18 protein-coding genes are annotated in these 21,547 nt (G+C 63.0%); 4 read left to right on the plus strand and 14 right to left on the minus strand.

Annotated elements, in window-relative coordinates; all coding sequences use genetic code 11:
• The first annotated feature begins 20 nt into the window (after nt 1-20).
• On the plus strand, nt 21-1,340 hold the full coding sequence (locus AC1D1A_RS20485; RefSeq protein WP_476948580.1) for an NADH:flavin oxidoreductase: 1,320 nt from the start codon (nt 21-23) through the stop codon (nt 1,338-1,340).
• Between the two features lie 141 nt (nt 1,341-1,481).
• Here the strand turns inward: AC1D1A_RS20485 and AC1D1A_RS20490 are convergent, their stop codons facing one another.
• The 3 genes from AC1D1A_RS20490 to AC1D1A_RS20500 form a co-directional block, all read right to left on the minus strand.
• Nucleotides 1,482-1,895, minus strand: a complete 414-nt coding sequence (locus AC1D1A_RS20490; RefSeq protein ID WP_476858230.1) for a PaaI family thioesterase — start codon at nt 1,893-1,895, stop codon at nt 1,482-1,484.
• Nucleotides 1,892-3,112, minus strand: coding sequence for an acetyl-CoA C-acyltransferase (locus tag AC1D1A_RS20495; RefSeq protein WP_476886888.1), 1,221 nt, complete (start codon nt 3,110-3,112; stop codon nt 1,892-1,894). The genes AC1D1A_RS20490 and AC1D1A_RS20495 overlap by 4 nt, the downstream gene beginning before the upstream one ends.
• 559 nt (nt 3,113-3,671) lie before the next feature.
• A complete protein-coding gene (locus AC1D1A_RS20500; RefSeq protein WP_476948581.1) occupies nt 3,672-4,250 on the minus strand; it encodes a TetR/AcrR family transcriptional regulator in 579 nt (192 codons plus the stop codon).
• Nucleotides 4,251-4,670: 420 nt separating this feature from the next.
• Between AC1D1A_RS20500 and AC1D1A_RS20505 the strand changes: the two genes are divergently transcribed.
• On the plus strand, nt 4,671-5,645 hold the full coding sequence (locus tag AC1D1A_RS20505) for a helix-turn-helix domain-containing protein (RefSeq protein ID WP_476948582.1): 975 nt from the start codon (nt 4,671-4,673) through the stop codon (nt 5,643-5,645).
• A gap of 60 nt (nt 5,646-5,705) precedes the next feature.
• Here the strand turns inward: AC1D1A_RS20505 and AC1D1A_RS20510 are convergent, their stop codons facing one another.
• A complete protein-coding gene (locus tag AC1D1A_RS20510; protein WP_476948583.1) occupies nt 5,706-7,322 on the minus strand; it encodes an FAD-binding oxidoreductase in 1,617 nt (538 codons plus the stop codon).
• Between the two features lie 195 nt (nt 7,323-7,517).
• Between AC1D1A_RS20510 and AC1D1A_RS20515 the strand changes: the two genes are divergently transcribed.
• Entirely contained in the window at nt 7,518-8,312 is a 795-nt protein-coding gene (locus tag AC1D1A_RS20515; protein ID WP_476948584.1) for an SDR family NAD(P)-dependent oxidoreductase, read from the plus strand.
• Between the two features lie 1,715 nt (nt 8,313-10,027).
• Here the strand turns inward: AC1D1A_RS20515 and AC1D1A_RS20520 are convergent.
• From AC1D1A_RS20520 to AC1D1A_RS20535, 4 genes are read right to left on the minus strand one after another with little or no spacing between them, the layout of a single operon-like run.
• Nucleotides 10,028-11,449: a carboxylesterase family protein gene (locus AC1D1A_RS20520; protein ID WP_476886960.1), complete on the minus strand. Its 1,422-nt coding sequence runs from the start codon at nt 11,447-11,449 to the stop codon at nt 10,028-10,030.
• Nucleotides 11,450-11,454: 5 nt separating this feature from the next.
• Nucleotides 11,455-13,437 (minus strand): flavin-containing monooxygenase, encoded by a 1,983-nt coding sequence (locus AC1D1A_RS20525; RefSeq protein WP_476948585.1) that lies wholly within the window; start codon nt 13,435-13,437, stop codon nt 11,455-11,457.
• 21 nt (nt 13,438-13,458) lie between these two features.
• Nucleotides 13,459-15,072 carry an FAD-dependent monooxygenase gene (locus AC1D1A_RS20530; protein WP_476948586.1) on the minus strand — a complete coding sequence of 538 codons (1,614 nt, stop codon included), beginning with the start codon at nt 15,070-15,072 and terminating at the stop codon, nt 13,459-13,461.
• A gap of 2 nt (nt 15,073-15,074) precedes the next feature.
• Nucleotides 15,075-15,917 carry a fumarylacetoacetate hydrolase family protein gene (locus AC1D1A_RS20535; RefSeq protein WP_476886894.1) on the minus strand — a complete coding sequence of 281 codons (843 nt, stop codon included), beginning with the start codon at nt 15,915-15,917 and terminating at the stop codon, nt 15,075-15,077.
• Between the two features lie 130 nt (nt 15,918-16,047).
• On the opposite strand from AC1D1A_RS20535, the gene AC1D1A_RS20540 reads away from it, so the two are divergent.
• The gene (locus AC1D1A_RS20540; protein ID WP_476886895.1) at nt 16,048-16,752 is read left to right on the plus strand and encodes a GntR family transcriptional regulator; all 705 of its coding nucleotides are present in this window, start codon (nt 16,048-16,050) and stop codon (nt 16,750-16,752) included.
• An 18-nt stretch (nt 16,753-16,770) separates the two neighbouring features.
• On the opposite strand, the gene AC1D1A_RS20545 is transcribed toward AC1D1A_RS20540, so the two are convergent.
• From AC1D1A_RS20545 to AC1D1A_RS20570, 6 genes are read right to left on the minus strand one after another with little or no spacing between them, the layout of a single operon-like run.
• Entirely contained in the window at nt 16,771-17,646 is an 876-nt protein-coding gene (locus AC1D1A_RS20545; protein ID WP_476948587.1) for a VOC family protein, read from the minus strand.
• 29 nt (nt 17,647-17,675) lie between these two features.
• Nucleotides 17,676-18,389, minus strand: a complete 714-nt coding sequence (locus AC1D1A_RS20550; RefSeq protein ID WP_476886897.1) for an SDR family oxidoreductase — start codon at nt 18,387-18,389, stop codon at nt 17,676-17,678.
• Nucleotides 18,386-19,081: a TetR/AcrR family transcriptional regulator gene (locus AC1D1A_RS20555; protein ID WP_476886898.1), complete on the minus strand. Its 696-nt coding sequence runs from the start codon at nt 19,079-19,081 to the stop codon at nt 18,386-18,388. Before AC1D1A_RS20555 ends, AC1D1A_RS20550 begins: the two co-directional genes overlap by 4 nt.
• Complete coding sequence (locus AC1D1A_RS20560; protein WP_476886899.1) at nt 19,078-19,914, minus strand: ABC transporter ATP-binding protein; 837 nt, start codon at nt 19,912-19,914, stop codon at nt 19,078-19,080. The genes AC1D1A_RS20555 and AC1D1A_RS20560 overlap by 4 nt, the downstream gene beginning before the upstream one ends.
• The gene (locus AC1D1A_RS20565; RefSeq protein ID WP_476886900.1) at nt 19,904-20,677 is read right to left on the minus strand and encodes an ABC transporter permease; all 774 of its coding nucleotides are present in this window, start codon (nt 20,675-20,677) and stop codon (nt 19,904-19,906) included. The genes AC1D1A_RS20560 and AC1D1A_RS20565 overlap by 11 nt, the downstream gene beginning before the upstream one ends.
• A complete protein-coding gene (locus AC1D1A_RS20570) occupies nt 20,674-21,498 on the minus strand; it encodes an ABC transporter permease (protein ID WP_476948588.1) in 825 nt (274 codons plus the stop codon). Before AC1D1A_RS20570 ends, AC1D1A_RS20565 begins: the two co-directional genes overlap by 4 nt.
• Between the last annotated feature and the right edge of the window lie 49 nt (nt 21,499-21,547).

The following is a 21,547-nucleotide window of genomic DNA, read 5'->3' on the forward strand; positions in this document are numbered from 1 at the left end:
CTGAAAACCAAGGAGAATAAATGTCCCCCGAGACAGCAACCGTCGCCAAAGTGCTTTCCAGCCCCTGGAAAATCGACGGCCTGACAATCAAGAACCGCTATGTGCTTAGCCCCATGGCCGTCCTCCAGCCTACGAAGGACGGCCATCCCAGCGATCAGACAATCGCGTTCCTCACCACGCGGGCACGCGGTGGCGCAGGGCTGCTGATCATCGGTGGCGGCGTAGCCACCGAGCGCGGGAACCAGGAGGCACCGTTCCAGCCCCTGATGCGCTTCGACCGCGACGAATTCATTCCGGGCCTGCGGCGCATGGTCGATGCCGTGCACGAGCACGATGTACCCATCTTCGCCCAGATCTTCCCCAGTTTCGGCGCCATGGGCGTGCCGGGCGAGGGCCGGCCCACGCGGGCCGCGAGCCCGAAGCCCGTCCGCATGGCCGCACCCCGTCTGCCGCACGGCTTCTACATTCCCGGAGGCCGGACGAACCCGACGCCCCAGGAGATCACCACGGAAGGAATCCACGAGGTCCAGGAACAGGCCGTCGCCGCGGTGCGGCGCGCCAAAGCGGCCGGCTTCGACGGCATCGAACTGGGTGCGCACATGCGCTACCTCTATTCCTCCTTCCTCTCACCGCGCACCAACTGGAGAACTGACGAATACGGAGGCAGTGCCGAAAACCGCGCCCGCATCCTGGCTGACACAGTTCGGGCGATCCGGGCTGAAGTCGGCCCCGACTATCCCGTGGGCCTCAGAATGAGCACCAACGACCACCTTCCCGATGGTCAGGGACCCGAAGGGTTCGCGGAAGTCGCAGCGATCATTGAGAAGGAAGGGGTTGGCTATATCGCCCTGAGCGATGCGAACTACGAGTCGATGGACAATAACGTCACCTCCTTTTCGGGCGCAATCCTGCAGCACGGAGAGCCGCAGGCATTCCGCGCCGCCATGCCCGAGGTCCCGTTGCTCCTCAGCAGCACCTACGACCCGCAACAGTGCGCAGACGCCATCACCGCCGGGTTCGCGGACGGAATCATGCTGGCCCGGCAGATGCTGGCCGATCCGGAATTCCCCAACAAGGTTCTCCAAGGACGACAGGATGAGATTGTGTGGTGCGACCACGACAACTCATGCCTGCGCCGCCTGATCTTCAACGTGCCGGTCCGGTGCCACAAGAACCCGGCCATGGGACGCGAAGCGGTCCTCGCGGGGGCCACGGAACCCGTCTGGGTAAAGCTTCAGCGTCCGATCCAGGGCCTGCTGATTGCCGCGACCGGGTCACCGGTCCTCATGGGCATCGCCGACAAACTGGCGACCGCCGGCTCGAAGGGCTCGAAGAACTGACCCATGGCGGCGCCGGACTTCCATCCATGACGGGGGTCCGGCGCGGCAATCTTGACATAAATGAGTGTGCGTCCGGACTCAACCTTGGAGTCCGGGCGCACACGCATGTTGACCTATGTAACGGCAGCTTTTTCAGAAAGCTCAGTCCGACGGGCGCAGGGCGCGTCCCGTTCCGCGGTAGATGGCCACTGTCCGCTCCCCCGCCCGCACCACGACATCCACAATCATCCGGCGGCCCTCGTGAAACGTCACTTGACCGGAGGCGACCAGCTCGTCGGCGATGCGGGCCGGGGAAATGTAGGAGATGGAAGCCTCGGCGGTCGCGATTCCGGCGCCGAACGTGTTGGCGGCCATGGCGAACGCGGTGTCCGCCAGCGCGAAGACTAATCCACCGTGGGCAATCCCGTGCCCGTTGGCCATCTCGGGCGTGACCCGGAGGACAGCCGTGGCACGGCCCTCGCTGGCGCGCAGCACCTGGATGCCGAGCCCTTCCAGGCTCCGGTCGGCGGCCAGCATCGAGCGAGCCGGGTCGGCAATGAGACGTGGCTGGTTCACGACAGCCTTTCCACTACCATCGCCATGCCTTGGCCGCCGCCCACGCAGAGCGTGACCAGGCCGAGCGATCCATCCTTGGTTTGCAGTCCGTTGATGAGCGTTCCGACCAGCCGCGCGCCGGTCGCACCGAAGGGGTGGCCAAGGGCGATCGCCCCGCCAAACGGGTTGACCCGCTCAGGGTCGGCGCCCAACTGCCGCACAACGGGAACCACTTGGGCGGCGAAGGCCTCGTTCAGCTCGACGATGTCGATGTCACCGATCGACAGGCCCAAACGATCCAGCAGGCGGCGGGATGCGACCACCGGACCCAGTCCCATGATTTCGGGCGAGAGGCCGCTTGCGGCACTGCCCAGGATGCGGGCCAGCGGCTTCAGGCCGAGTTCACCCGCGCGCCGGGCGCTCATCACCACCATCGCCGACGCGCCGTCGTTGAGCGGGCTGGCGTTGCCCGCGGTGACGGTTCCGGATTCGTGGAACACCGGTTTGAGGCCGGAAAGGGCCTCCAGGGTGGTGCCCGGGCGCGGGCCGTCATCGGCGCGGACCACCGTGCCGGCTGCCGTTGTCACCGGCGCGATCTCGCGGGCGAAGTACCCGGACTCGATCGCCCGTTGCGCCCGGCGCTGGGACTCCAGAGCCCATTCGTCCTGGTCGCGGCGAGTGGTGCCGGTTTGGCGGGCCACGAACTCGGCGGTCTTGCCCATGGAGAGATACACATCGGGCAGCTGCCCGCGAGCCCGGGGGTCGACCCACGGCTGGCCGGATTCGAAGATGCCATCGGCACGCCGCGCCGCGTCCGCGAAGGCGGGGTGGGGTGATTCAACCACGGGCGGTGTCGAGGTGGTCGATTCGACGCCCGCCACCAGGAACGCGTCCCCGTCGCCCGCCCGCACGGCCTGGGCCGCCATCGCGGTGGCCTGCAACGAGGAGGCGCAGAAGCGGTTCACGGTGACCGCCGGGACGCTGTCCAATCCTGCGAGCACCATGATACGGCGTCCAATGTTGTCGCCCTGCGCGCCCTGCGGTACCGCACAACCCACGTAGGCGTCCGCGAACTCGGCGGAGTCCAGCTGCGGAACCGCCGAGAGCGCTCCCCGGATGGCTGCCAGTGCAAAGTCTTCGGGTCGCTCACCGGCCAGCGATCCCTTGCGGGCCCGGCCGATCGGTGTCCTGCGGTAGGCGACGACGACCGCGTCATTCGGCGCGATGGCGGTGTTCACGATGGTGTTTCCTTTCATTGTGGCCCGCCAGAACGACCGGCCGGCCTCAAGGGCCCGGAAAGACGATTTGGACCGGGACGCATTGTCCGCGTGCACAACGGGCACGGGCCCAAGTTCTTGCATCCGATACTTTTCCGAATATATACGAACCGTATCGTATTGCACAAGGCTGTGGGATTTTTCGAGATTATGCGGACATCGCTGGAGTCGCGGAATTAAAGAGGATTGCGGGAGGCGCGCAGTGCGCCAGACGCGTCGCGAAGGTAATGGACGCGGACAGGGGCGGGCCACCGCTGGAGGCGTGGCCGTTCACCGGCTCAGCCGCCGAAGGCCTCTTGCGTCCCAATAGGGGTGCGTGTCACCCAAACTGGGGCCGGAGTTGCGCCCCGGCCAAGGCTGGAATACTGCTTCCCAGCAAAGCCGGGCAGGGGCGCAGCCTCATTTTTCCAATGCCCCCTGCGGCCCCAAAAGGCTGCCTGGTCAATCCTTTTAGCCACAGGGCCCTTCCGGGCCTGCGTGTGATGGGCCCGGAAGGGAACATAAGTAATACTTTGGACCGCTACCCTGCAGCAAGCCCTTCCAGTGCCGTCTGCAAGATGGCATCGGTGGCCTTGGCGTCAAGGGGGCCCGATTGGAACAACAGGCGGAAGTACACGGGTGCATAGAGCAGTTCCGTGACGACCGGGGCGTCGAGATCCTTGCGCATCGACCCCTCGCCTATGGCCTGCTCAACCAGGGACGTAACAACCAGCGCGCGCGGGGTCCAGAAATGTTTCTTGAATTCAGCCATCGCTGCCTCGTCGCCCTGGCACTCACCGATGAGTTGCGCCACGAGCCGACCCTCATTGCCCGCGTAGACCTCCGCAAGTGAGGCCATGTGCTCACGAAGCGCGTCGATCGCAGGGACATCCTGGCGCACTGGAGTACGCGCTACATGGTTGTCCAGGAATGTATCGATCACCACGGCAACCTTGCTCGACCACCACCTGTAGATAGTAGTCTTGYTGACGCCAGCCTCACGGGCAATGCGCTCGATCGAGAGCTTTTGCACCGTAAATCCCGTAGGCCCCGAATCTTCGAGCAACTTCATGGTTGCTTCCAAAATGGCCCGACGACTTTCTTCACTTCTGATTGCCATGGGTCAACCATACGTGCATAATCATCCAATACGAAACGTACACGATCCCACTTTGGTGCTTCAACCAGCGGGYATCGCAAGGTACCTTCGATGGCCCAGCGAGAAGCGTCAGCCTGTTTACGTGAAAATTTTGACGACCCAAGCAGTACGGCAAAAAATCTTCGGACACCGAAAAGTTGGATCACCAACGTTTCCGGTTCGGGCGCAGGACCTTGGGGCATTCTGAAGCGAGTCGTTGAAGAGGTGACGTGGCATCTTTGTTTTGAATTGTGACCCGCCTTACACTCGGTACGAAACGGGTCGAATCTTCTAAGGAGGTGCCGTGACTGTATCTTCCGACGGCAACGCCAGACCTTCCCTACTCGGCATGTGCTTGCCTGCACCGCAGATCTATCACGGAACTTCATCCGAGGTGGACCGATGACTTCCGTACTGGATACCCGGTCGGTTCCTCCGGCCGAGCGGCGGGACTACTGGTCTGCAGGAATCGCCGAGCGCTTCTTCCCGATGCACGTTGAATCGGTCGGGGCGCCCTCCTTCGAGGCCCGCTTGGCCATTGGCCAGGTCGGGCCGGTCGGGGTCCAGTCCATCCAAGGACTTGCGCACCGGGTGGCCCGCACGCAGCAGATGATCGCCGCCGCCGATCCGGAGTGCATCTTGCTGTATTTGATGACCAGAGGCACGATCTATATCGAACAGGACGATCGCAGCTGTGTTCTCCGCCCCGGTGACATTGCGTGCCACGATACGTCGCGGCCTTCCACTTTTGAGGGCCGCGACGGTTTCGAGGTGCTCGTATTCAGCATTCCCAAATGGTTCATAGGGGCGCAGGCCGAGGGCATCGCCCGGCGTTCCGCGACGCGGGTGGATTCGGGCCAGGGACGGCTCACTGGGCCGGCAACCCCGTTCCTCGCGCAGCTGGCACGAACCACAACGAGCGGCGGCGGACTCACGAGCCCTGACGGGGAAGGCGCTGCACAGATGCTGCTGCCCTTGCTTCGCAGCATGTACGGCGCGCAGGTGATTTCCGGTCCGCGCTCCGGCCCTGAGGCACTGCTCGCTCAGATGCAGCGGTATGTGAGGGACCACCTGCACGACCCGGAACTCGGGCCCGAGCGGATCGCGCAGGCCCACTTCGTGTCTACGCGCTACGTCCACAAGCTCTTTGCATCCTCCGGCACCGGGGTGTCGTCCTGGATCCGCGAACGCCGGTTCGAGGGTGCCGTGGGCGWGTTGCGGCGGTCCCCGGAAACGACGATCGCGATGGTCGCGACGAGGTGGGGATACCGCCATCCGGCGAGCTTCAGCAGGGCCTTCCGCGAGGTCCACGGCTGTGCCCCGCGGGATGCCAGGCATCTGCCGGAGCCTGCCGGGAAGACCCCGCCMGTTTGTTAGGGCGGGGTCTTCCCGGCACCTGCCCATTGGGCAGGGCGGGGGCTCCCCGAAGATAGGCCATCACGCCTGCGGGAAGCCTGCCTCACGCAGGCGGGTGCCCCAGATCCCCGACTTGCCCGGGGCGATGATTCCGTTCGGGTCAAGGGTGTCCTTGATCGTCTCGTTGAAGCGCCGCAGCGCGTGGTCGTTGAAGCCGAATTGGTCAGCCGCCAGATCCATGAAGGACAGGTGCGCCCGGTATTCGCCGTAGCCTCGCTTGCCCGCCTCGGCGACCATGCGCTTGGCAAGGGCGTACGCCTTGGCGACCTGCTCCGGGTTCTTAGTGTCAAAGGGGATCACGTTGATGAACGTGGTCGACCTGGCGTTGATCGGGAGCATGCCACCCAGGAAATCAAGGCCCACCTCGGCGCACATTTCGGCCATAAGCTTCTGCGCGGCAATCGCGTGCTGGGCCGTGAGCGGGATGACCGGCGAGAAGTCCACGTGGCCGCCCTCCTCGCCGCCTGACCATCCGGCCATCTTGTATAGGTCCTGGCTCGGCACCCCGATCTGCACCCGCTCGTGCGGGTTGGGCAGCGTCTCCCAGGCGTCCGCCCCGTGCTTCTGCCCCATGAGGTCCACGCTCGGGATCTGCAGGAAACGCGCCTCCAGCTTGGCGAAATTGTGGTCAACCACCGCTTCGTCGCCATAGAGCGCGAAGCGCATCATCCACCGGCCCAGTCCCATCTCCTTGGCGATTTTGTCGATGATCTCCTCCGGCATCGGGCCCTCACCGGTGTACCATTCGGCGCGGGTGGTGAGCATCGAGGCCATGCACAGCGTGTTCGACAGCTGCGGGCGCATGTCGATGGTACCGGCCAGCATGAGCTCGCGCAGCGCATCGACGACGGCGGGCATCTGCGCCTCATCCCAGACGCGCAGCCACAGCGGCATGTACACCTCGGGCTTGGGCATCAGCCAGTAGCCCATCTTGGTGACAATGCCGTAGTTGGACTGCATGAACATCTCGGTCGAGGTCGGCCCGAGGCCACGCTTGTACAGCGGCCAGGTCGGGTTATTGTCCATTGCGCCTGAGCCGGTGCGCATGAGGTCTCCGTTCGGGAGCACGACTTCAAAGCCGCAGTGCGAGGCCTGGTCGATCGAGTACGGCATGTAGGTGAGCCCGTGCTCGAGCGTATTGGAGACGACGCCTCCCCAGCCGATATCGACGATGGAGGCCACGAGGTTGTGTCCGCCGGCCTTGATCGCATCGTGCAGGTCGTACCAGCTCACGCCGGGCTCCACAATCGCGTAGCCAAGCTCCTCATTGATCTCCAGTACGTGGTTCATCTCCCGGAACGAGAGCATCACGGAGCCGCGGACTTGGGGCGCAGCTCCCCCGTATCCGTTGTTCTTCCCACGGCCGATGGGCCATAACGGGACGCGATACTCGTTGGCAATCCGCACGATGGCCTGGACGTCCTCGGTACTCGTTGGGCTAACGACTGCCGACGGGAGATTCGTGGCCGAGCCCGGGACCTGGAAAGGATCCTGGAAGTCCTGCAGGGACTCGGCATCGGTCGCGACATTCTCGGCGCCAATCGCGGCAGCGAACGCCACGAGTGCCTTTTCGAGGTCGACCTCGGTGACGCCGGGTGGTAGGGGGCGAATCGACGTCTCGGGGGTGATACTCATCATTCAACATCTCCTTTGATGCAGTGTGTCGTGTGTGCCACGTGCTGTTCATCCTGCGCCATCCGTCGCCGACGTGAGAAGATTGCGGCCCCATAGTGCAGTTCGTGCACAGAAGTGTGCACGAACTGCACCATCACACCGTCTCGACCGCCGCCCCCTCCCCGCCGTGGTTGCATTGGGCCCAATACATGAGGCGAGATGAACGGAGAAAGAACCATGGCAAGTGGTCGTCTGGAAGGAAAAGTCGTCCTGTTGACAGGCATCGGGGGCGGAATGGGCCGGGTGACCGCCCACCTGTTCGCCCGCGAAGGCGCCACAGTCGTCGGTTGCGACCTCGATGCCGACAGAGCTGAGGAGACAGTCCGCCTGGTGGAGGCCGACGGAGGCGCGATCGAATCAAGCGCCCCGATGGACCTGGGCAACCGGGAAAATATCGATCGCTGGGTCGGAGGTGCAATCGAGCGCCACGGCCGCATCGATGTGCTCTACAACAACGCCAGTATGCCGAAATTCGCGCCGTTCGCCCAGATGAGCGGTGAGGATTACCGGTTCACGATCCAGAACGAGCTCGACCTGGTGTGGCATGCCTGCCAAAGCGTCTGGCCGCACCTGGCCACCGTCGGGGGTGCGATCGTCAACATCGGTTCGGGCGCGGGGATCCAAGGTGCCCGGGCCCTGCCGCAGGCCGCCCACGCCGCCGCGAAAGGGGCCGTCATCGCCCTCACTCGACAGCTCGCCGCCGAGGGTGTCGCCGTCGGCATTCGCGTCAATTGCGTGAGTCCTGGTGTCATGGCGACTCCGCCGGTACTTGCGATGTTCACCGAATTCGGCGAGAGCGCACCGGTCGCCCCCATCATCGAGCGCACGATAGATGGCAAGCCCGGGGACCCGCTCGCCGTCGCGTACGCAGGCCTCTACCTGGCCTCCGACGAGGCTAAATGGGTCACGGGATCCCACCTGGTAGTAGACGGCGGAGCCAGCGCGATGATGTAGGTCCGAGCGAGACCGGCCGCACAAGAAGGGCCTCGATCCCCGCCCGCAGCCGTACTGTGGACGCGTCTTTCGCCATCCACGCAGTCCGTGGCCGGCTGCCCGCATGACCGTAAGGCAGGACTCAAGAAGACAGCCCGAGAGTCAGGTCACTCAGAACTCGTGGCTGCATGAACTCGTGTCAGTAGAAAGCGGCAAGGAGCGAGTCACCGATGAGCCACGGCACACTCGCGTACTTGGGTGGATAGTGCACCCGATTTGGTCGGCCACGAACTCCCAACCACCTCCCAGATCGACACGACGGACCAAAGGGGGTCGAAGAATCTCCAAGAAAACTTCCTTCAGGTCATGTAATCAACAGAACCCCGCGGCATGAATAGGTACAACGCCAACCACGGCCACCAGACCAACCCAGAAAGGAGACCCGGATGACCCCACATCCCAGCAGGCGGAGGGCCCACCGGCCAGGGCCCTGACCCCGCCACCCCCACAACCGAGTAGGCCACCGCGGCGGCCAGGCACCAGTCACGGAACAGCGTCAGAGGGGCCCGAGCAGGGTTAATCTACACACGTTAAAGCAAAAACCCCTCTGACGTGGGGGAATGTTGTGCCCGAGGTGGGACTCGAACTGCATTCTCGCCCTTGGAAACACTGGGCTCCCACGGAAACATGCGGAATCCGGGCCAGTCCGGCACCAGTACGACCCGATCCGACGCCCAGGGTGTGCACATTGTGCACACCCTCATTCTTGCCCATTTCGTTGCCGGGCCCAGACGTCTGCCGTGACAGTGCGGCCCTCGACATTTTCACGCTGTGCATGATGTGGCTCCGCTCGGGCCCAATGTTCTCCAAAGCGTCGGTGACGACTGCTATCAAACACCCACCGAGGTGGCATTGCACAGTTTGGGATTCAACATGGGTCATGGCTGTTCGTTCCTCCTTTCCGAACATCTCATAGGCAAACGGGCACGAAGCGGCATGACCGACACCTACTGGCCACCCTTGCAGAAGTGGGGCAGCCAAGGCTCCTGGACCACGGCCACACCGTAGCCCTGGTGATGACGACGCTAGCGGCGTTAGTGAGCATTTCCGCGCGGTAGCCTGGACCGTGATTTCGCGGTGCTCGCCGTATTCGGCGTTCTCCAGTGGGGTGGCGATCCCGAAGCTTCCTCCTTCATCTCAGTGATCGCCGACCGGTTTATAGCCTTGCACCTGATGTTAGGTCGGGTAGGCGCCGGAGGAGCCGACCAGGCGCCGGTGATAATAATCAGATCGCTGTTCAGCAGGAAGCCCGCCGGCGATGGAGGCCACGAGGCGCCAGCCCAGTCCCCAGGGCCAGTAGGGTGACAACAACCAGCAGCCCTGATCTTCCGCATGTTTGCCTGCGGAATCTGCCCAGCTTTCCATTGTTACGCCCGGTGGGACGTCACTGGCACACCTCGTAGCGGTTTGGGTCCAAGCGCGTTACCGAGATGCCGACCTGTCTGAGGATGGCTGCGGGCTTCAAGAGATCGACAGCCCTGTCCAAGGCGGCATCCAATTCTCTTAAAGCGTGAATGGTAAAGACGAGACAATTTGTCTCTGCATGCGTGGTTAGGAATCCTCTATCTCGTTGCGGTTTTCACCGCATTGCCGGGTCGGCTGTCCATCTTCCGTTGATCGGGGGTCTGGGATCGGGGAAAGCTCAGCGATTGCACAACGGGTTTCAAACGAGAGGCCTATTCACTGTGATCCTCGCGCACTCCCAGCCCGGCGTCGAGCGCCGGCTCCAGGCGGATACCGTCAGCATCCACGCTGAGTGTCTGTGGAGTAAGAGGGTCGAATCGATCGGACGTCCTCACTCCCCTGTGCACGAAGTCAGTGATCAGCTTTCGCATGGCGACGGTTACCCGCGCCGATTCTGACATCGAAGCGCCGTCGAGCATTGGGGCATCTTGCCAGTGGGCGGTGTCGCCGAAGATGAACGGCAGAACGAAGCAGTGTGGCGCGTAGGCTGCCTCGAGCTTGCTGCGATAATCCAGCCGAACGACTTGCGCGGGGACGGGTGCATGGGTTGCGATCTCGAGTGCGGGCGTGCGAAAGTGCGCCAACGTCGCCGCGCGCACCATACGTAAGTACGCGTCGGGATCATCGCCACAGGTTTCAAGATGGGCCGCCGCTGTTGCGGGATCGGTGAATGTCCGATCAACAAACCGGTCCACGTCTGCCTTCGAATAATCTGCGCGCGGCTGGTTACGAAGGAAGCCGGCAGACTCCTCGGCTGTCGTGATCAGAAGGACAGCGTCGGTATGGATTCTCGGGGCGGAGGAGGCGTATCGTGCCAGGTCGCTTGGCGTCTCCTGCGATTCCGCGGGCATGTAGGGAAAAGCCTGGAGGCCGGCCCGGGCGCGTCCCTGCGCGGCAAGTACCGCCCCGACCGGCGCGGTCAGCAGAGACGCCTCTGAGCCCACGGCGTCGATGACGGCCGCCCGATGCCGAAGCCAGATGTCCACGGGCAGCGGTGCCAACCGAGGCATGCTGATCAGCAGGGTCCGCGCGGCCAAACCGCGCATGCGCGGGTCGGAACTGAGCGCGTAGGCGTACCACGCCCCCGCAGAATCTCCCGCGATCGTAATGCTCCCGGGATCCCCGCCCAAGACGCTGATGTTCCCCCGCACCCACTCCAACGCGGCCTGGAGATCGCGTACCGGCTTGGTCGACTCTGCCGGGTCCCCGAGCGGACCGAAGTGCCCCGATACGCCGAGCCGGTAGTTCACCGTGACGAGGACGATGCGCGCGTCACTCACGAATGTTGGCGACTCGTACCATCGACTTTCGCCCGAGCCTGTCGTGAAGCCCCCTCCGGGAATGAAGAACACGACAGGAAGTCCTGCCGCACCCGCCGGCGCCTGGACCCGAAGCGTGAACGCATCTTCCTGCTGTTCTAGTTCACTGAGGGCGGGCCCCAGCAAGCTGTCGAGCACACCTGGCGTCTGTGGGAAGGCTATCGGCGGTGCCTGTACTTCGCCTGACGAAATCGCGTCGATCTCACCGAACCGGGGATCAGTCCTCGGAGCCCCGTAGCGCACTCCACGCGCATCGATCACTCCTGCGTGGAGATGCGCGCGCACGGCACCTTGAGGTGTGGGAATCGTGAGCATGGGGTTCACGCAATAAACTCGTGATCGCTCTCGCTGACCGCCTCGGTAATCTGCCAATACTCCGCGTTCGTATAGGGCCAGACTTGCGATACACGGCCGTGGGCGTTCTGATACCAGGTGTGGACATAGGGTTGCCCCCAGGCCATCCGGCGGTTGCCAGCGTCGATCCAGTCCACGAAGCGGTCGAGGGCGGCGGGCTTCACGTCGATGGCGGCGACACCCCTTTGCAGGATCTCGTAAACAGATTTGAGGGAAAACTCGACGGCACGTTCAATCATGAAGTGCAGGCTCCCGGCGACGACACCTCCGACGTTGGGGCCATAGATGAGGAAGAAGTTGGGGAAGCCGGGGACTGTGATGCCGTTGTAGGCGCGGGCATCGCCTTGCCAGAAGTCGTGGATTTCCACACCGTCCCGTCCGATGACTTCAACCTCATCGAGGTAGTCAGAGGGCTTGAACCCGGTGGCGAAAACCACGATGTCGACCTCATGCTCCACGCCATGATTGTCGATGATCCCGCGCTCGGAGAATCGATCGATACCGGCAGTGACCACCGTTGTGTGCGTGGATTTGAGGGCGGCGGCCCACACTCCGTTGTCACGGAGCATCCGTTTTGCGCCCGGAGGGTAGTTGGGAACCGCATGAGCCAGCAGGTCAGGGCGTTCCGCGAATTGCGCTGCGAGCCGTTCGGTCAGCACCTCCCGGACCTCTTGGTTCTTGCGGGAGACGCTCAATGGGGCTCCCTGCCAGCCTTCCTCTGCCGTCACGGTGTGCAATCGGCCGGGGATACCCTGGACCGTCGCCCAAAGGCGGTACCACTGCGCGTAGTGCGGCACCTTGCGTCGCAGCCAGGTGAAGGCGTCGGTGACGTCGTCGTGATAGTTCGGTGCCGGCAGCATCCAGGGTGCGCTGCGCTGGAAGAGCACGAGTTTTGCTACGTCGTCTGCCAGAGCCGGGACAATTTGGTAAGCGCTGGCGCCTGTGCCAATAACAGCGACGCGCTTTCCCGCGTAGTCCGCCTCGTGTGACCACTCCTGTGAGTGCATGGTGACACCGCGGTACTGGTTGATGCCCTCGAAGTGGGGGATGTGGGGGCGGTCCAACTGGCCGAGAGCGCTCACGACAGCCGCGAAGCTCCTGGTCTGCTCCTTCCCGGCGGCATCGCGGGTGGTTGCCTTCCAAATGCGGGTCCGCTCGTCCCAGCGCAGCCCGTTCAGCCGGGTGGAGAACTCTATATTCTCAACGATTCCCGCGCGCTCGGCGACGTCGCGGACGTAGTCGAGAACGTCTCTTCCCTGCGCGAACTGGTGGGGCCAGTCGCCTCGCTGCGCGAACGAGTACGAATACCCGAAAGTCGGGGTGTCGAGCCGGACACCCGGATAGGAGTTCTTGGCCCACGTCCCACCCAGCATGGGAGCGTCCTCGACGACGATGAAGGGCACGCCAGCTTGCTTATACCTATGTGCCGCAGCGATACCGGCGATACCGGCCCCGACTATGAGCACGGGGAACTCGCGACCATCAGCTACGTCATCGAAATGCCATTGCGGCGCTCCGCCTTTGTCCGCGGCGAGGTCAAGCTCATGTTTCAGCGAACCGTACCAATGCTCACGCCCAGCGGTGAGGAAACGCAGGAGATCAGTGACGGTCTCATCCGGGAGCAGATCAACTGCTGTGATCCCGTTGTCCCGGAGTTCACGCAACCCGGCCAACGCCACTGCCTTGGCGCGTTCCTGCTGGTCCGGCGACATGCCCCCGTGTGGATGGGCTTGGGTATCCACCAGGCTCAAGGGAGGCTGAAGGTCGTCGCTGAGCGAAGATGTATCGCCGAGCGCCGCCGCGATCGCGGCGAGCAGCACGGGAAGCTCCGCTTGGGCGGCCATGTCCTCCAAAAGGGCATCGTCTTCATCGATGGGTTCTGAGTTTGACTCCCAATAGAGATCGTCGAATCGGGCGGTCTCTGATCGCGAGTCCTGCATGCTGGGCATTAATTCCTCCTTGAAAGTGGGTCAGCGCCGTGACGGGGGGTCGACGTAAGAACGCAGTTGGTTGATGACGGACTGTTCGCTTTCCTCAGTGAATACCGCAGCGACATAGCGGTCAGGGCGAACCACCACGGTGTGGGGCTTGGAGAGACCCGGTATAGCGAGCACACGTTCGGCATCGAGCAGGAACGGGCCACCGTCCTCCGACGTTGGCGTCGTGGAAGTGCCTGCCAGTCGAAGCCGCCGGGCACGGAGTGAAGCCCAGAACTGGTCCGGTTTGGCGGATCTGGTGCCTTCGGCTTTCAGGGTGATGAGAGCCCAGCCATCGCCGAGGTGGGCATCGAGCGGTGTGGTCCATCCGTCAAGGTCTGCCACCGATGGTTGGCTCAGCGCAAAACCTACCCAGGCCCCCAGGCGGCCATCAACGTCCCGTCCCGGTTTTACGGCAAGTCCATCGCGGCAGTCGGGCGGCGAAATGAAACGCATTGATCCCAAATACCGATGAACTGCCGGGATCAGGCTGACCGTACGGAAGGCTATGTCCCGGAAGGTGGTCCGGAACGGGCCCACGGCCATGACCACCGCGCCCGTCCGACGGGAAACCCTCACCATTTTGGCTGCGTGGGAGCGACGTTCGGATTCGTAGGTCGACAGCAAACGGTCCGTGCCGTGGCCGCGGAGGACTTCCAGAAGTTTCCAACTGAGGTTGAGTGCGTCGCGCAGTCCGGCGTTTAGCCCCTGCCCGGAGAAAGGCGGCATGAGGTGTGCTGCATCGCCTACAAGAAACGAGCGGCCGGAGCGATAGGTGCGCGCGATGCGTTGGTGGGCGACATACACTACAGCGCGTCTGACGTCCTCCGGCCCAACCTTGGAATGGAAAGGGCGGGACAATTCCAGGATTTTTGCTGATGCCGTCATCGCGTCCGCGTCTTCGTGGTCGAAAAGCATGAACTCCAGGCGCAGCCGCCCCTTGATCCCGGGGACGAGAACGTAAGGGCGCGTCCCGTTGCCGTGGAACTCGGCGTAGGGCTCGCGGGCGCCCGGAACGTTGACCAGGTCAATGACCACCCAGCGCTCCTGCTGGGTTGATCCGACCAGGTCAATGCCCAGTGCCTCACGCACGAAGCTGCGCCCACCATCCGCACCTACAAGCCATCCTGCTGCAACAGTGCCTCCGCCGGATGCCGATTGATAACCGACGGTAACTCCCTTAGCATCCTGGGCAATATTGTTTACCTGGGCACCGGTGAGAAAAGAGATGCGTTTATCGTTGCTGGCTCTAGTCCAGAGGAGGTCTTCCAGTACGGGCTGGTCGAACTGCGATTTGGCTGGATGTCCGATGCGGGACGGAGCGGGTTTCGACGAGGCAAGGGGCCTGTCGTTCAATCCGAAATAGCGGCTCCCGGTGCCGAGCAGTGACTCCTCCTTCAGCGCATCGGCAAGACCCAAACGGTCCATGGTCCGAAAGGTTTCGTCGGCGATGCTGATGGCCCGTGGCAGGTCCATCGGCGCGTTGGCGGCGTCGAGCAGCGCGACACGGGCGCCGCCGTCGGCGAGCAGCAGCGCCGCAGTCAATCCCACCGGACCGGCGCCGACAACCGCGACATCGAAGTCGTCCATGGCGTTACCTTCGCGCATCTTTAGGCGACGAGAACGTTGCGCAGGGTGCCGAGTTTGCCGACCTCAACCTCGACGACGTCGCCGGGGGCGAGGAACGTCGGCGGCTCCATGAACAGTCCCACGCCTCCGGGGGTTCCGGTCACAATGACGTCACCCGGGGACAGCGGGGTGAATGCCGTCACGTATTCGAGGATCGCGGGGATGTCGAAGATGAGGTCCGCAACCGCAGCGCGCTGCCGGACTTCTCCATTGACCCTCGTCTCAACGACGAGTTCTGTGACGTCTCCGACCTCGGAGGCAGTCATGAAGTAGGGACCAAATGCGCCACTGAGCGGAAAGTTCTTCCCGGGAGTCCACTGTCCGGTGTGGCGCTGCCAGTCACGGGCACTGAAATCATTAAACGCGGCATAGCCGGCGACGACCTTGAACGCATCCTCCGGTCTGACGTGATCCGCGGGAGCTCCCACGACCAATGCGACCTCGCCCTCGTAGTCGTACATGTCGCTCTCGCTGGGAATCGGCAAGTCGGCTCCATGCGCGGCAAGCGTGTCGGAGAAACGTGTGAATACCGTCGGCTTTCCGACGTCTGCCCGCCCCGTCTCTTCGCGGTGGCTGCGGTAGTTGACACCGATGCAGATCACCTTGCCGGGCGCAGCCAGGAGTGGGAGGAACTGGGTTCCTTCCACCCGCTGGACCGGCGCACCGTCGGATTCCGGCGTCGTGGCAAGCAGGCCGTCCACAATCGCCGACTGAAGTGAAGGAGAAAGATTGACGCCGCTGGGACCCAGGTCGAACAGTTGGCCGTCGTTCTCCAGACCCCAGGTGGGCTGTCCTGCCGGGGTGAGGTAACTCGCGTAGCGCATGTAAGTCCTTTCTGGTGCCGACGGCATTCGCCGTCGGGGAATCTTGTTGTTGCTTGAACTGTATCCAGAATGCATTCTTCGGTCAATAACGCACTTTCACATGGTCAGTGCGTATGTGTAGTCTGAATTCATGGCACGACAAGCGAATGCAGAGACGATTAGCGTGGGGGTCCGCGACATGTTGCGGGCCGATATTTTCGCGGCACAGTGGGCCCCTGGCACAAACCTGCCGATCGGCGAGCTGACCAAGCGTTACGCCGCCAGCTCGACCGTGGTCCGGGAGGCCATGGTTCGGTTGGCGGGTGAAAAGCTGCTGCAGTTCCGCCCGAATCGGGGCTTCTTCATCTCGGAGTACACGTTGGAAGAGTTGCGTGGCTTGGGCGAGCTTCGCTGTCGAGTGGAAGAATACGGTCTGACCCTGGCCATCGAGCACGGCGACGTCACGTGGGAGTCCGACCTCCTCGCTGTCCACCATCGGCTGGAGCGGACCCCTCGCCGGGGGACCGAAGATCCGAACCACATCACCTCCGAGTGGTTCTTCGCCCACCAGGCCTTCCACGCAAAGTTGCTGGAAGCCTGCCCTGTCCCACTGTTGCAGGACTTCGCAGCAACCCTGGGGGAAGCCACTGCCCTTTACCGGCTGTGGACGGCCCCGGATCAGCGTGCACAATCGCGGGATATCGAGGCCGAGCACCGTGCGATCCTCGAGGCGACCATCGCGCGGGATGCGCCGACGGCCACCAGACTGCTGCGTGAGCACTACATGCGCACGATCGACATTATTGAAGCCGCCGAATTCCGCGCCGCCGCAGAGGCCGCGCCGTCCCACGAGTAGGAACGGCACGGCGGCCGCTTAGTCCAACGAGACCGGGAAGACGCCATGTGAGCGGAAATCCTCGCCGTTGTAGACGCCCCACCGGTTGAACCATGTCCGGTCGTCCTGGCTCCACTCGATGGGAGGACGATCAATCTCGTGGATCTGCTCAAGGTCCGTGTAGAGCTCGACTACAGTTCCGTTGGGCTCGACATAGTATGCAGCGATGTTGTGGCCTGCACCGTGACGGACCGGGCCCCAGATCAGACGACGGCCCCGGGCGAACAAGCGGTCCGCGAGTCGTCCGAGGTCGGCCACGGACTGCGTCTGCCATGCATGGTGGTGCAGTGTGCCGCGTCCCTTGATGAGCGCGATGCCATGGTGGTCCGGATTGCAGCGCAGGAAATATCCGAAGTCTTTACCGATGACGTCGGAGACCTTGAAGCCGAAGAACTCCACGAGGAAGTCCTTCATCGCCGTCGGATTCTGGGGGTGGATGTTGATGTGGCCGTAGCGGTCCGGTCCGAAGGAAGCTGGACCATGACGGTAAGTCTTCATTCCGACATATACGTGATAAAGGTAGCCTTCCGGGCCCATGACGGCGAAGCCCTCGCCGATCTCGCGTTCCAGGGGGCTCCGCGTGAGGATGGGAAATCCTCCGGCTTCGAGACGCTTCCGAATGACCTCCAAACCCTCCGGGCTGTCCGCGACAAGGCCGATATGGTCTATGCCGTCTTCCTCGCCCTTGACGTAGACGAGCTCGTGGTGACGGTCCGCCGCGGACAAATAGGCCCTATTGTCGTCGTTGTGTGTCATGCGCAGACCGAGGACGTCAGTCGCCACCTCGAGCGACTCCTCGTAGTCGCGGGTCCGCATTGCGAGATAGCCCATTTCGGCAATCACACCAAGTGTCATAGCTGTAACCTTTCGTTCAGCGTCGGCCCCTACACGGAGCGGGACGCGCCGCCATCCACTCGGATGTTCTGGCCTGTGATGTAGCTGGCTTCCTCGCTGGCGAGAAACCTGATGACGCGGGCCACCTCTTGGGTGCTGGCAGCCCTGCGCAAAGGTATTCGAGTGGTCCATTCCCCCGGCACAGTGCCCGGATCCTCTTTCGTGAAGCCCGGAAGAACGTTGTTCATTCGGATTCCGGATGGCCCGTACTCGTCGGAGTACAACTTGGTGAAGGTACCCAGGGCCGCACGGAACGTGCCTGACACCGGATAGTCGGGGTTGGGCTCATAGGGGGAACTCGTGGAGACGTTGACAATCGCTCCGCCGCCTGTCGCAACCAGATGGGGTGTGACCATCCGAGCCATGCGGATGACGCTGAGCAGGTACATCTCGTAGCCTTCCGCCCACTCCTCATCGCTAATGTCCAGCACAGGCTTTTTGGCTGCGTGTCCGGAACTATTAACCACGACGTCGATGCGTCCGAACGTGGTCAGCGCCAGGTCCGTGACTGCCTCCAGGTCCCCAATGGACCGGTTGGAGCCCTTGGTTCCGACGCCGCCCAGGCTGCGGGCCAATTCCATCGCGCTGCCGGACGGTGAAAGTGCGGCAATACGAAATCCGTCGTCCGCCAGCGCGCGAACAGCGGCGGCAGCAATGCCGCGTCCACCTCCAATCACCAGTGCCACGGGATCGGAACCGCTCATGGTTGATCCGCCGCAGCCCCAAGCTCGGCGTAGTGCTGGACGAGCTTCTCCATGGCCAGTGCAGAGAGCTCTGCCGCCTCTGCAAAGTCGACCTTGTCCCCCGCTGATGCCGATATGTAAAAACCATCTGTTAGGGCGCGGCCAAGCATGACCACTTTGCGCGCGAGGTCGGGTTTCACGTTCAAGGCTGCGGCGGGGAGACCCGGCGTGACAGCCTCGACCATGAGTTCGTACATCTCCTCGCGCACTTCCAGGTACTTCTGGCGTGCAGCGTTCCCCGCCAGCCGCTTCTCCAATGCAAAGAGCAGGCCAATGATCCAGAATGCTTCCTGTGCGTTCTCCGGATCGGCTGAATTGGCCGCAGATCCGGCGATACTCGTGCGGAGGATGGCCCTGTTTTCCGGTCCCCGGTGACGCGTCTTCCAGTTTTCGAAGCAGTAGTCGATCAGCGCGGCGAACAAGCCTTCCTTGTTTTCGAAGTGCCAGTACACCGAGCCGATGGGAAGGCCGGCCACGCGGGCCACCTCCGCCATCGTCGTACCCTCGTAGCCCACCTTGACCGCGAGCTGGAGCACGGCCTCAAGAATGGCGCGTTCGTTTTCAGGGGTGGACTGGTGGACCCGGCGACGTTTGCCCGTCTCCGGTTTGACAGCTCCAGTAGTGCCGACGTCAGCGCTTGCCTTGGGGCTCATGCGCGCAACTCCCCGCGGGCTGCCGTCCGTTCGCCACCCGGGTTGGTCTTGGCGAACTGGACTTCCTCGTAGACCTGATGGCGCAGTTCGCCGAAGCGGTGAAGCGATCTGGTGTCAGCTTGGCTGCGGACGTCCGGAAGGTCGATGTGGATGTCGGCCTGGATAATGGTCGGCGAGCTGGACAGTACGAGAACGCGTTCCGCGAGGTAAACGGACTCGTCGATGTCGTGGGTCACGAAGAGGATGGTCATGTCCAAGCGCTTCCAGACATCCCGGACCAGGTCTTCGAGCTCTCCTCGGGTTTGCGCGTCGACTGCTGCGAAGGGCTCGTCCATGAGCAGAACGCTGGGGTTGGAGGCGACAGCACGGGCAATTGCGACGCGCTGCTGCATGCCACCCGAGAGCTGCCAGGGGTAGCTCTTGGTTGCGTGGGACAGGCTGACGGCCTCGAGAGCCTCGCTGACGCGGACCTTGCGTTCTGCCTTTGGCACGCCGGAGGTCTTCAGCGGCAGTTCGACGTTGTCTTCGACGCTCAGCCAAGGGAACAGGCTGCGGCTGTACTCCTGGAAGACCACTGCCATGCCCTCGGCGGGGCCGGCAACGCGCCGGCCGTCGAGCACCACGTCGCCGGAGGTGGGCTCGAGGAGGCCAGCGATGCATTTCAGCAGCGTTGTTTTCCCCGAGCCGGACGGCCCCACGAGGCAGGCGAACTCGCCAGCATGCAGATCGAAAGTGAGGGACCGTACGGCCTCTACTTCGTTGCGCGAGCCTACGCCGTAGACCTTGCGCACCTGCTGGACACTGAGTCGGACTTCCGACTTGTTAGCCGTCATTCGAGGCCTCCTTAAGACCGTAGTACCATCCCAAAACACGCTTCTGGATCGCCTGGAATACAACCGAAAGCAGCACTCCTATGATCCCCAGGAGGAATATGCCGCTCCACATTTCCGGGATCGCGACGCGGTTTTGGAAGTTAATAATCGAATAGCCAATGCCGTCGGTCGAAGCGAACATCTCCGAGACGACCAAGAGGATGAGGCCGACAGCGAGACTGTGGCGGACGCCGGCCATGATGAGCGGCGAGGCCCCCGGCAGCACGAGGTAGCGGATGCGGTCGAATCCACGGAGGCCGTAGACGCGGGCGGTATTGGTCAGGACTTCATCAAGGGACCGCACGCCTTCCACAGTATTGAGCAGGATGGGCCAGAGACAGCCGAGGACGATGACGGTGACCTTCATCGTGTCATTGATACCGATCAGCAGTAGCAGAACCGGAATGAGGATCGTTGAGGGTACCGCCCGGATGAATTCGAGCAGGGGCTCGAGAAGCCAGCGCAAGTTCCGTGAGAGCCCAATCGCAACCCCGAGGACCACCCCGAGGACTATGGAGATCACGAGGCTGATGGAAAGTCGCCCCAGGCTGGGGAGAACGTCCGTGAAGAACTTTTCGCTGAACCAGACCTTGGCAAAAGTGCTGGCCAGCTTGTCCGGTTTGGGTACGAAGAAGTTCACTCCCTGGGCTGTGGCCGCCCACCAGATGGCGATGAGGACGGCCGGCAGGCCGAACCACATACCTAGGCGTCTGAGGGCGATCATACCGCCACCTCCGAACGGACTGAGCTGTGCCAGAAGAGCACTTTGCGCTCAATGAAGCGGAATATCACGTTTACCAGGATGCCCAGCAGACCGGCTGTGAGGATTAGGGCGATCATGGCTGGCGGGTTGTCGTTGAGCTGGGCCTGCGCGACTGACCGGCCGATCCCCGGCGTGCCGACGATGAGCTCTGAGCTGATCGCGAGGATCAGTGCGACTGTGGCCGCGATCCGAATGCCGGTCATCAGGTATGGCAAAAGCGTTGGTAGTACGAGGTGGCGGACCCGCTGCAGCCATGTCATCCGCATGGTGTGAACCGTGTCATTTGCCACCTTGTCGATATCGGTGATGCCGTACAGGACCTGGATCATGACGATCCAAAAGCAACCGTAAACGACGATCATGAGCTCGGCGCCGATCCTCGGTCCGAACAGCAGTGCAGCCAATGGGATCAGTCCCACGGCCGGGATGGGGCGGAGGAACTCGATGGTAGTGTGCGTCGCAGACCGCAGGAAGTTGCTGGATCCGATGAGCAGGCCAACGGCGACACCACCGAGGGTGGCGATGCCGAGCCCCAGGAACCACGCCCACATCGTCTGCCCCATGGTCAGCCAGAATTGGGTGAAGGTCAGGTTGGTGAAGAATGTTGGAAGCACCACCGACGGTGGTGGCAGGTGGTGCTGACTGACCGGGCCAAAGGCTGAGTAGAGTTCCCAGATGATGAGTGCGGCGAGGATGCCGGTGACACCCAGGACGTAGGGCCCGACAGCAGTCCACCGGGCAGCACGACGCACTCTGTGCTCCCGCGTAGGCAGGGTGCTCACAGCCACGCTGCTCAGGGTTGGAGTTTGCGTTTCCACGGTTTGTTCTGCT

Source organism: Arthrobacter sp. P1_B9 (assembly GCF_056406495.1).

Bases quoted from the DNA above. Each gene is read 5' to 3' on its own strand.
- AC1D1A_RS20485 (WP_476948580.1), top strand. From the start codon at position 21: ATGTCCCCCGAGACAGCAACCGTCGCCAAAGTGCTTTCCAGCCCCTGG.
- AC1D1A_RS20510 (WP_476948583.1), bottom strand. From the start codon at position 7,322: ATGATGAGTATCACCCCCGAGACGTCGATTCGCCCCCTACCACCCGGC.
- AC1D1A_RS20515 (WP_476948584.1), top strand. From the start codon at position 7,518: ATGAACGGAGAAAGAACCATGGCAAGTGGTCGTCTGGAAGGAAAAGTC.
- AC1D1A_RS20520 (WP_476886960.1), bottom strand. From the start codon at position 11,449: ATGCTCACGATTCCCACACCTCAAGGTGCCGTGCGCGCGCATCTCCAC.
- AC1D1A_RS20525 (WP_476948585.1), bottom strand. From the start codon at position 13,437: ATGCCCAGCATGCAGGACTCGCGATCAGAGACCGCCCGATTCGACGAT.
- AC1D1A_RS20530 (WP_476948586.1), bottom strand. From the start codon at position 15,072: ATGCGCGAAGGTAACGCCATGGACGACTTCGATGTCGCGGTTGTCGGC.
- AC1D1A_RS20535 (WP_476886894.1), bottom strand. From the start codon at position 15,917: ATGCGCTACGCGAGTTACCTCACCCCGGCAGGACAGCCCACCTGGGGT.
- AC1D1A_RS20540 (WP_476886895.1), top strand. From the start codon at position 16,048: ATGGCACGACAAGCGAATGCAGAGACGATTAGCGTGGGGGTCCGCGAC.
- AC1D1A_RS20545 (WP_476948587.1), bottom strand. From the start codon at position 17,646: ATGACACTTGGTGTGATTGCCGAAATGGGCTATCTCGCAATGCGGACC.
- AC1D1A_RS20550 (WP_476886897.1), bottom strand. From the start codon at position 18,389: ATGAGCGGTTCCGATCCCGTGGCACTGGTGATTGGAGGTGGACGCGGC.
- AC1D1A_RS20555 (WP_476886898.1), bottom strand. From the start codon at position 19,081: ATGAGCCCCAAGGCAAGCGCTGACGTCGGCACTACTGGAGCTGTCAAA.
- AC1D1A_RS20560 (WP_476886899.1), bottom strand. From the start codon at position 19,914: ATGACGGCTAACAAGTCGGAAGTCCGACTCAGTGTCCAGCAGGTGCGC.
- AC1D1A_RS20565 (WP_476886900.1), bottom strand. From the start codon at position 20,677: ATGATCGCCCTCAGACGCCTAGGTATGTGGTTCGGCCTGCCGGCCGTC.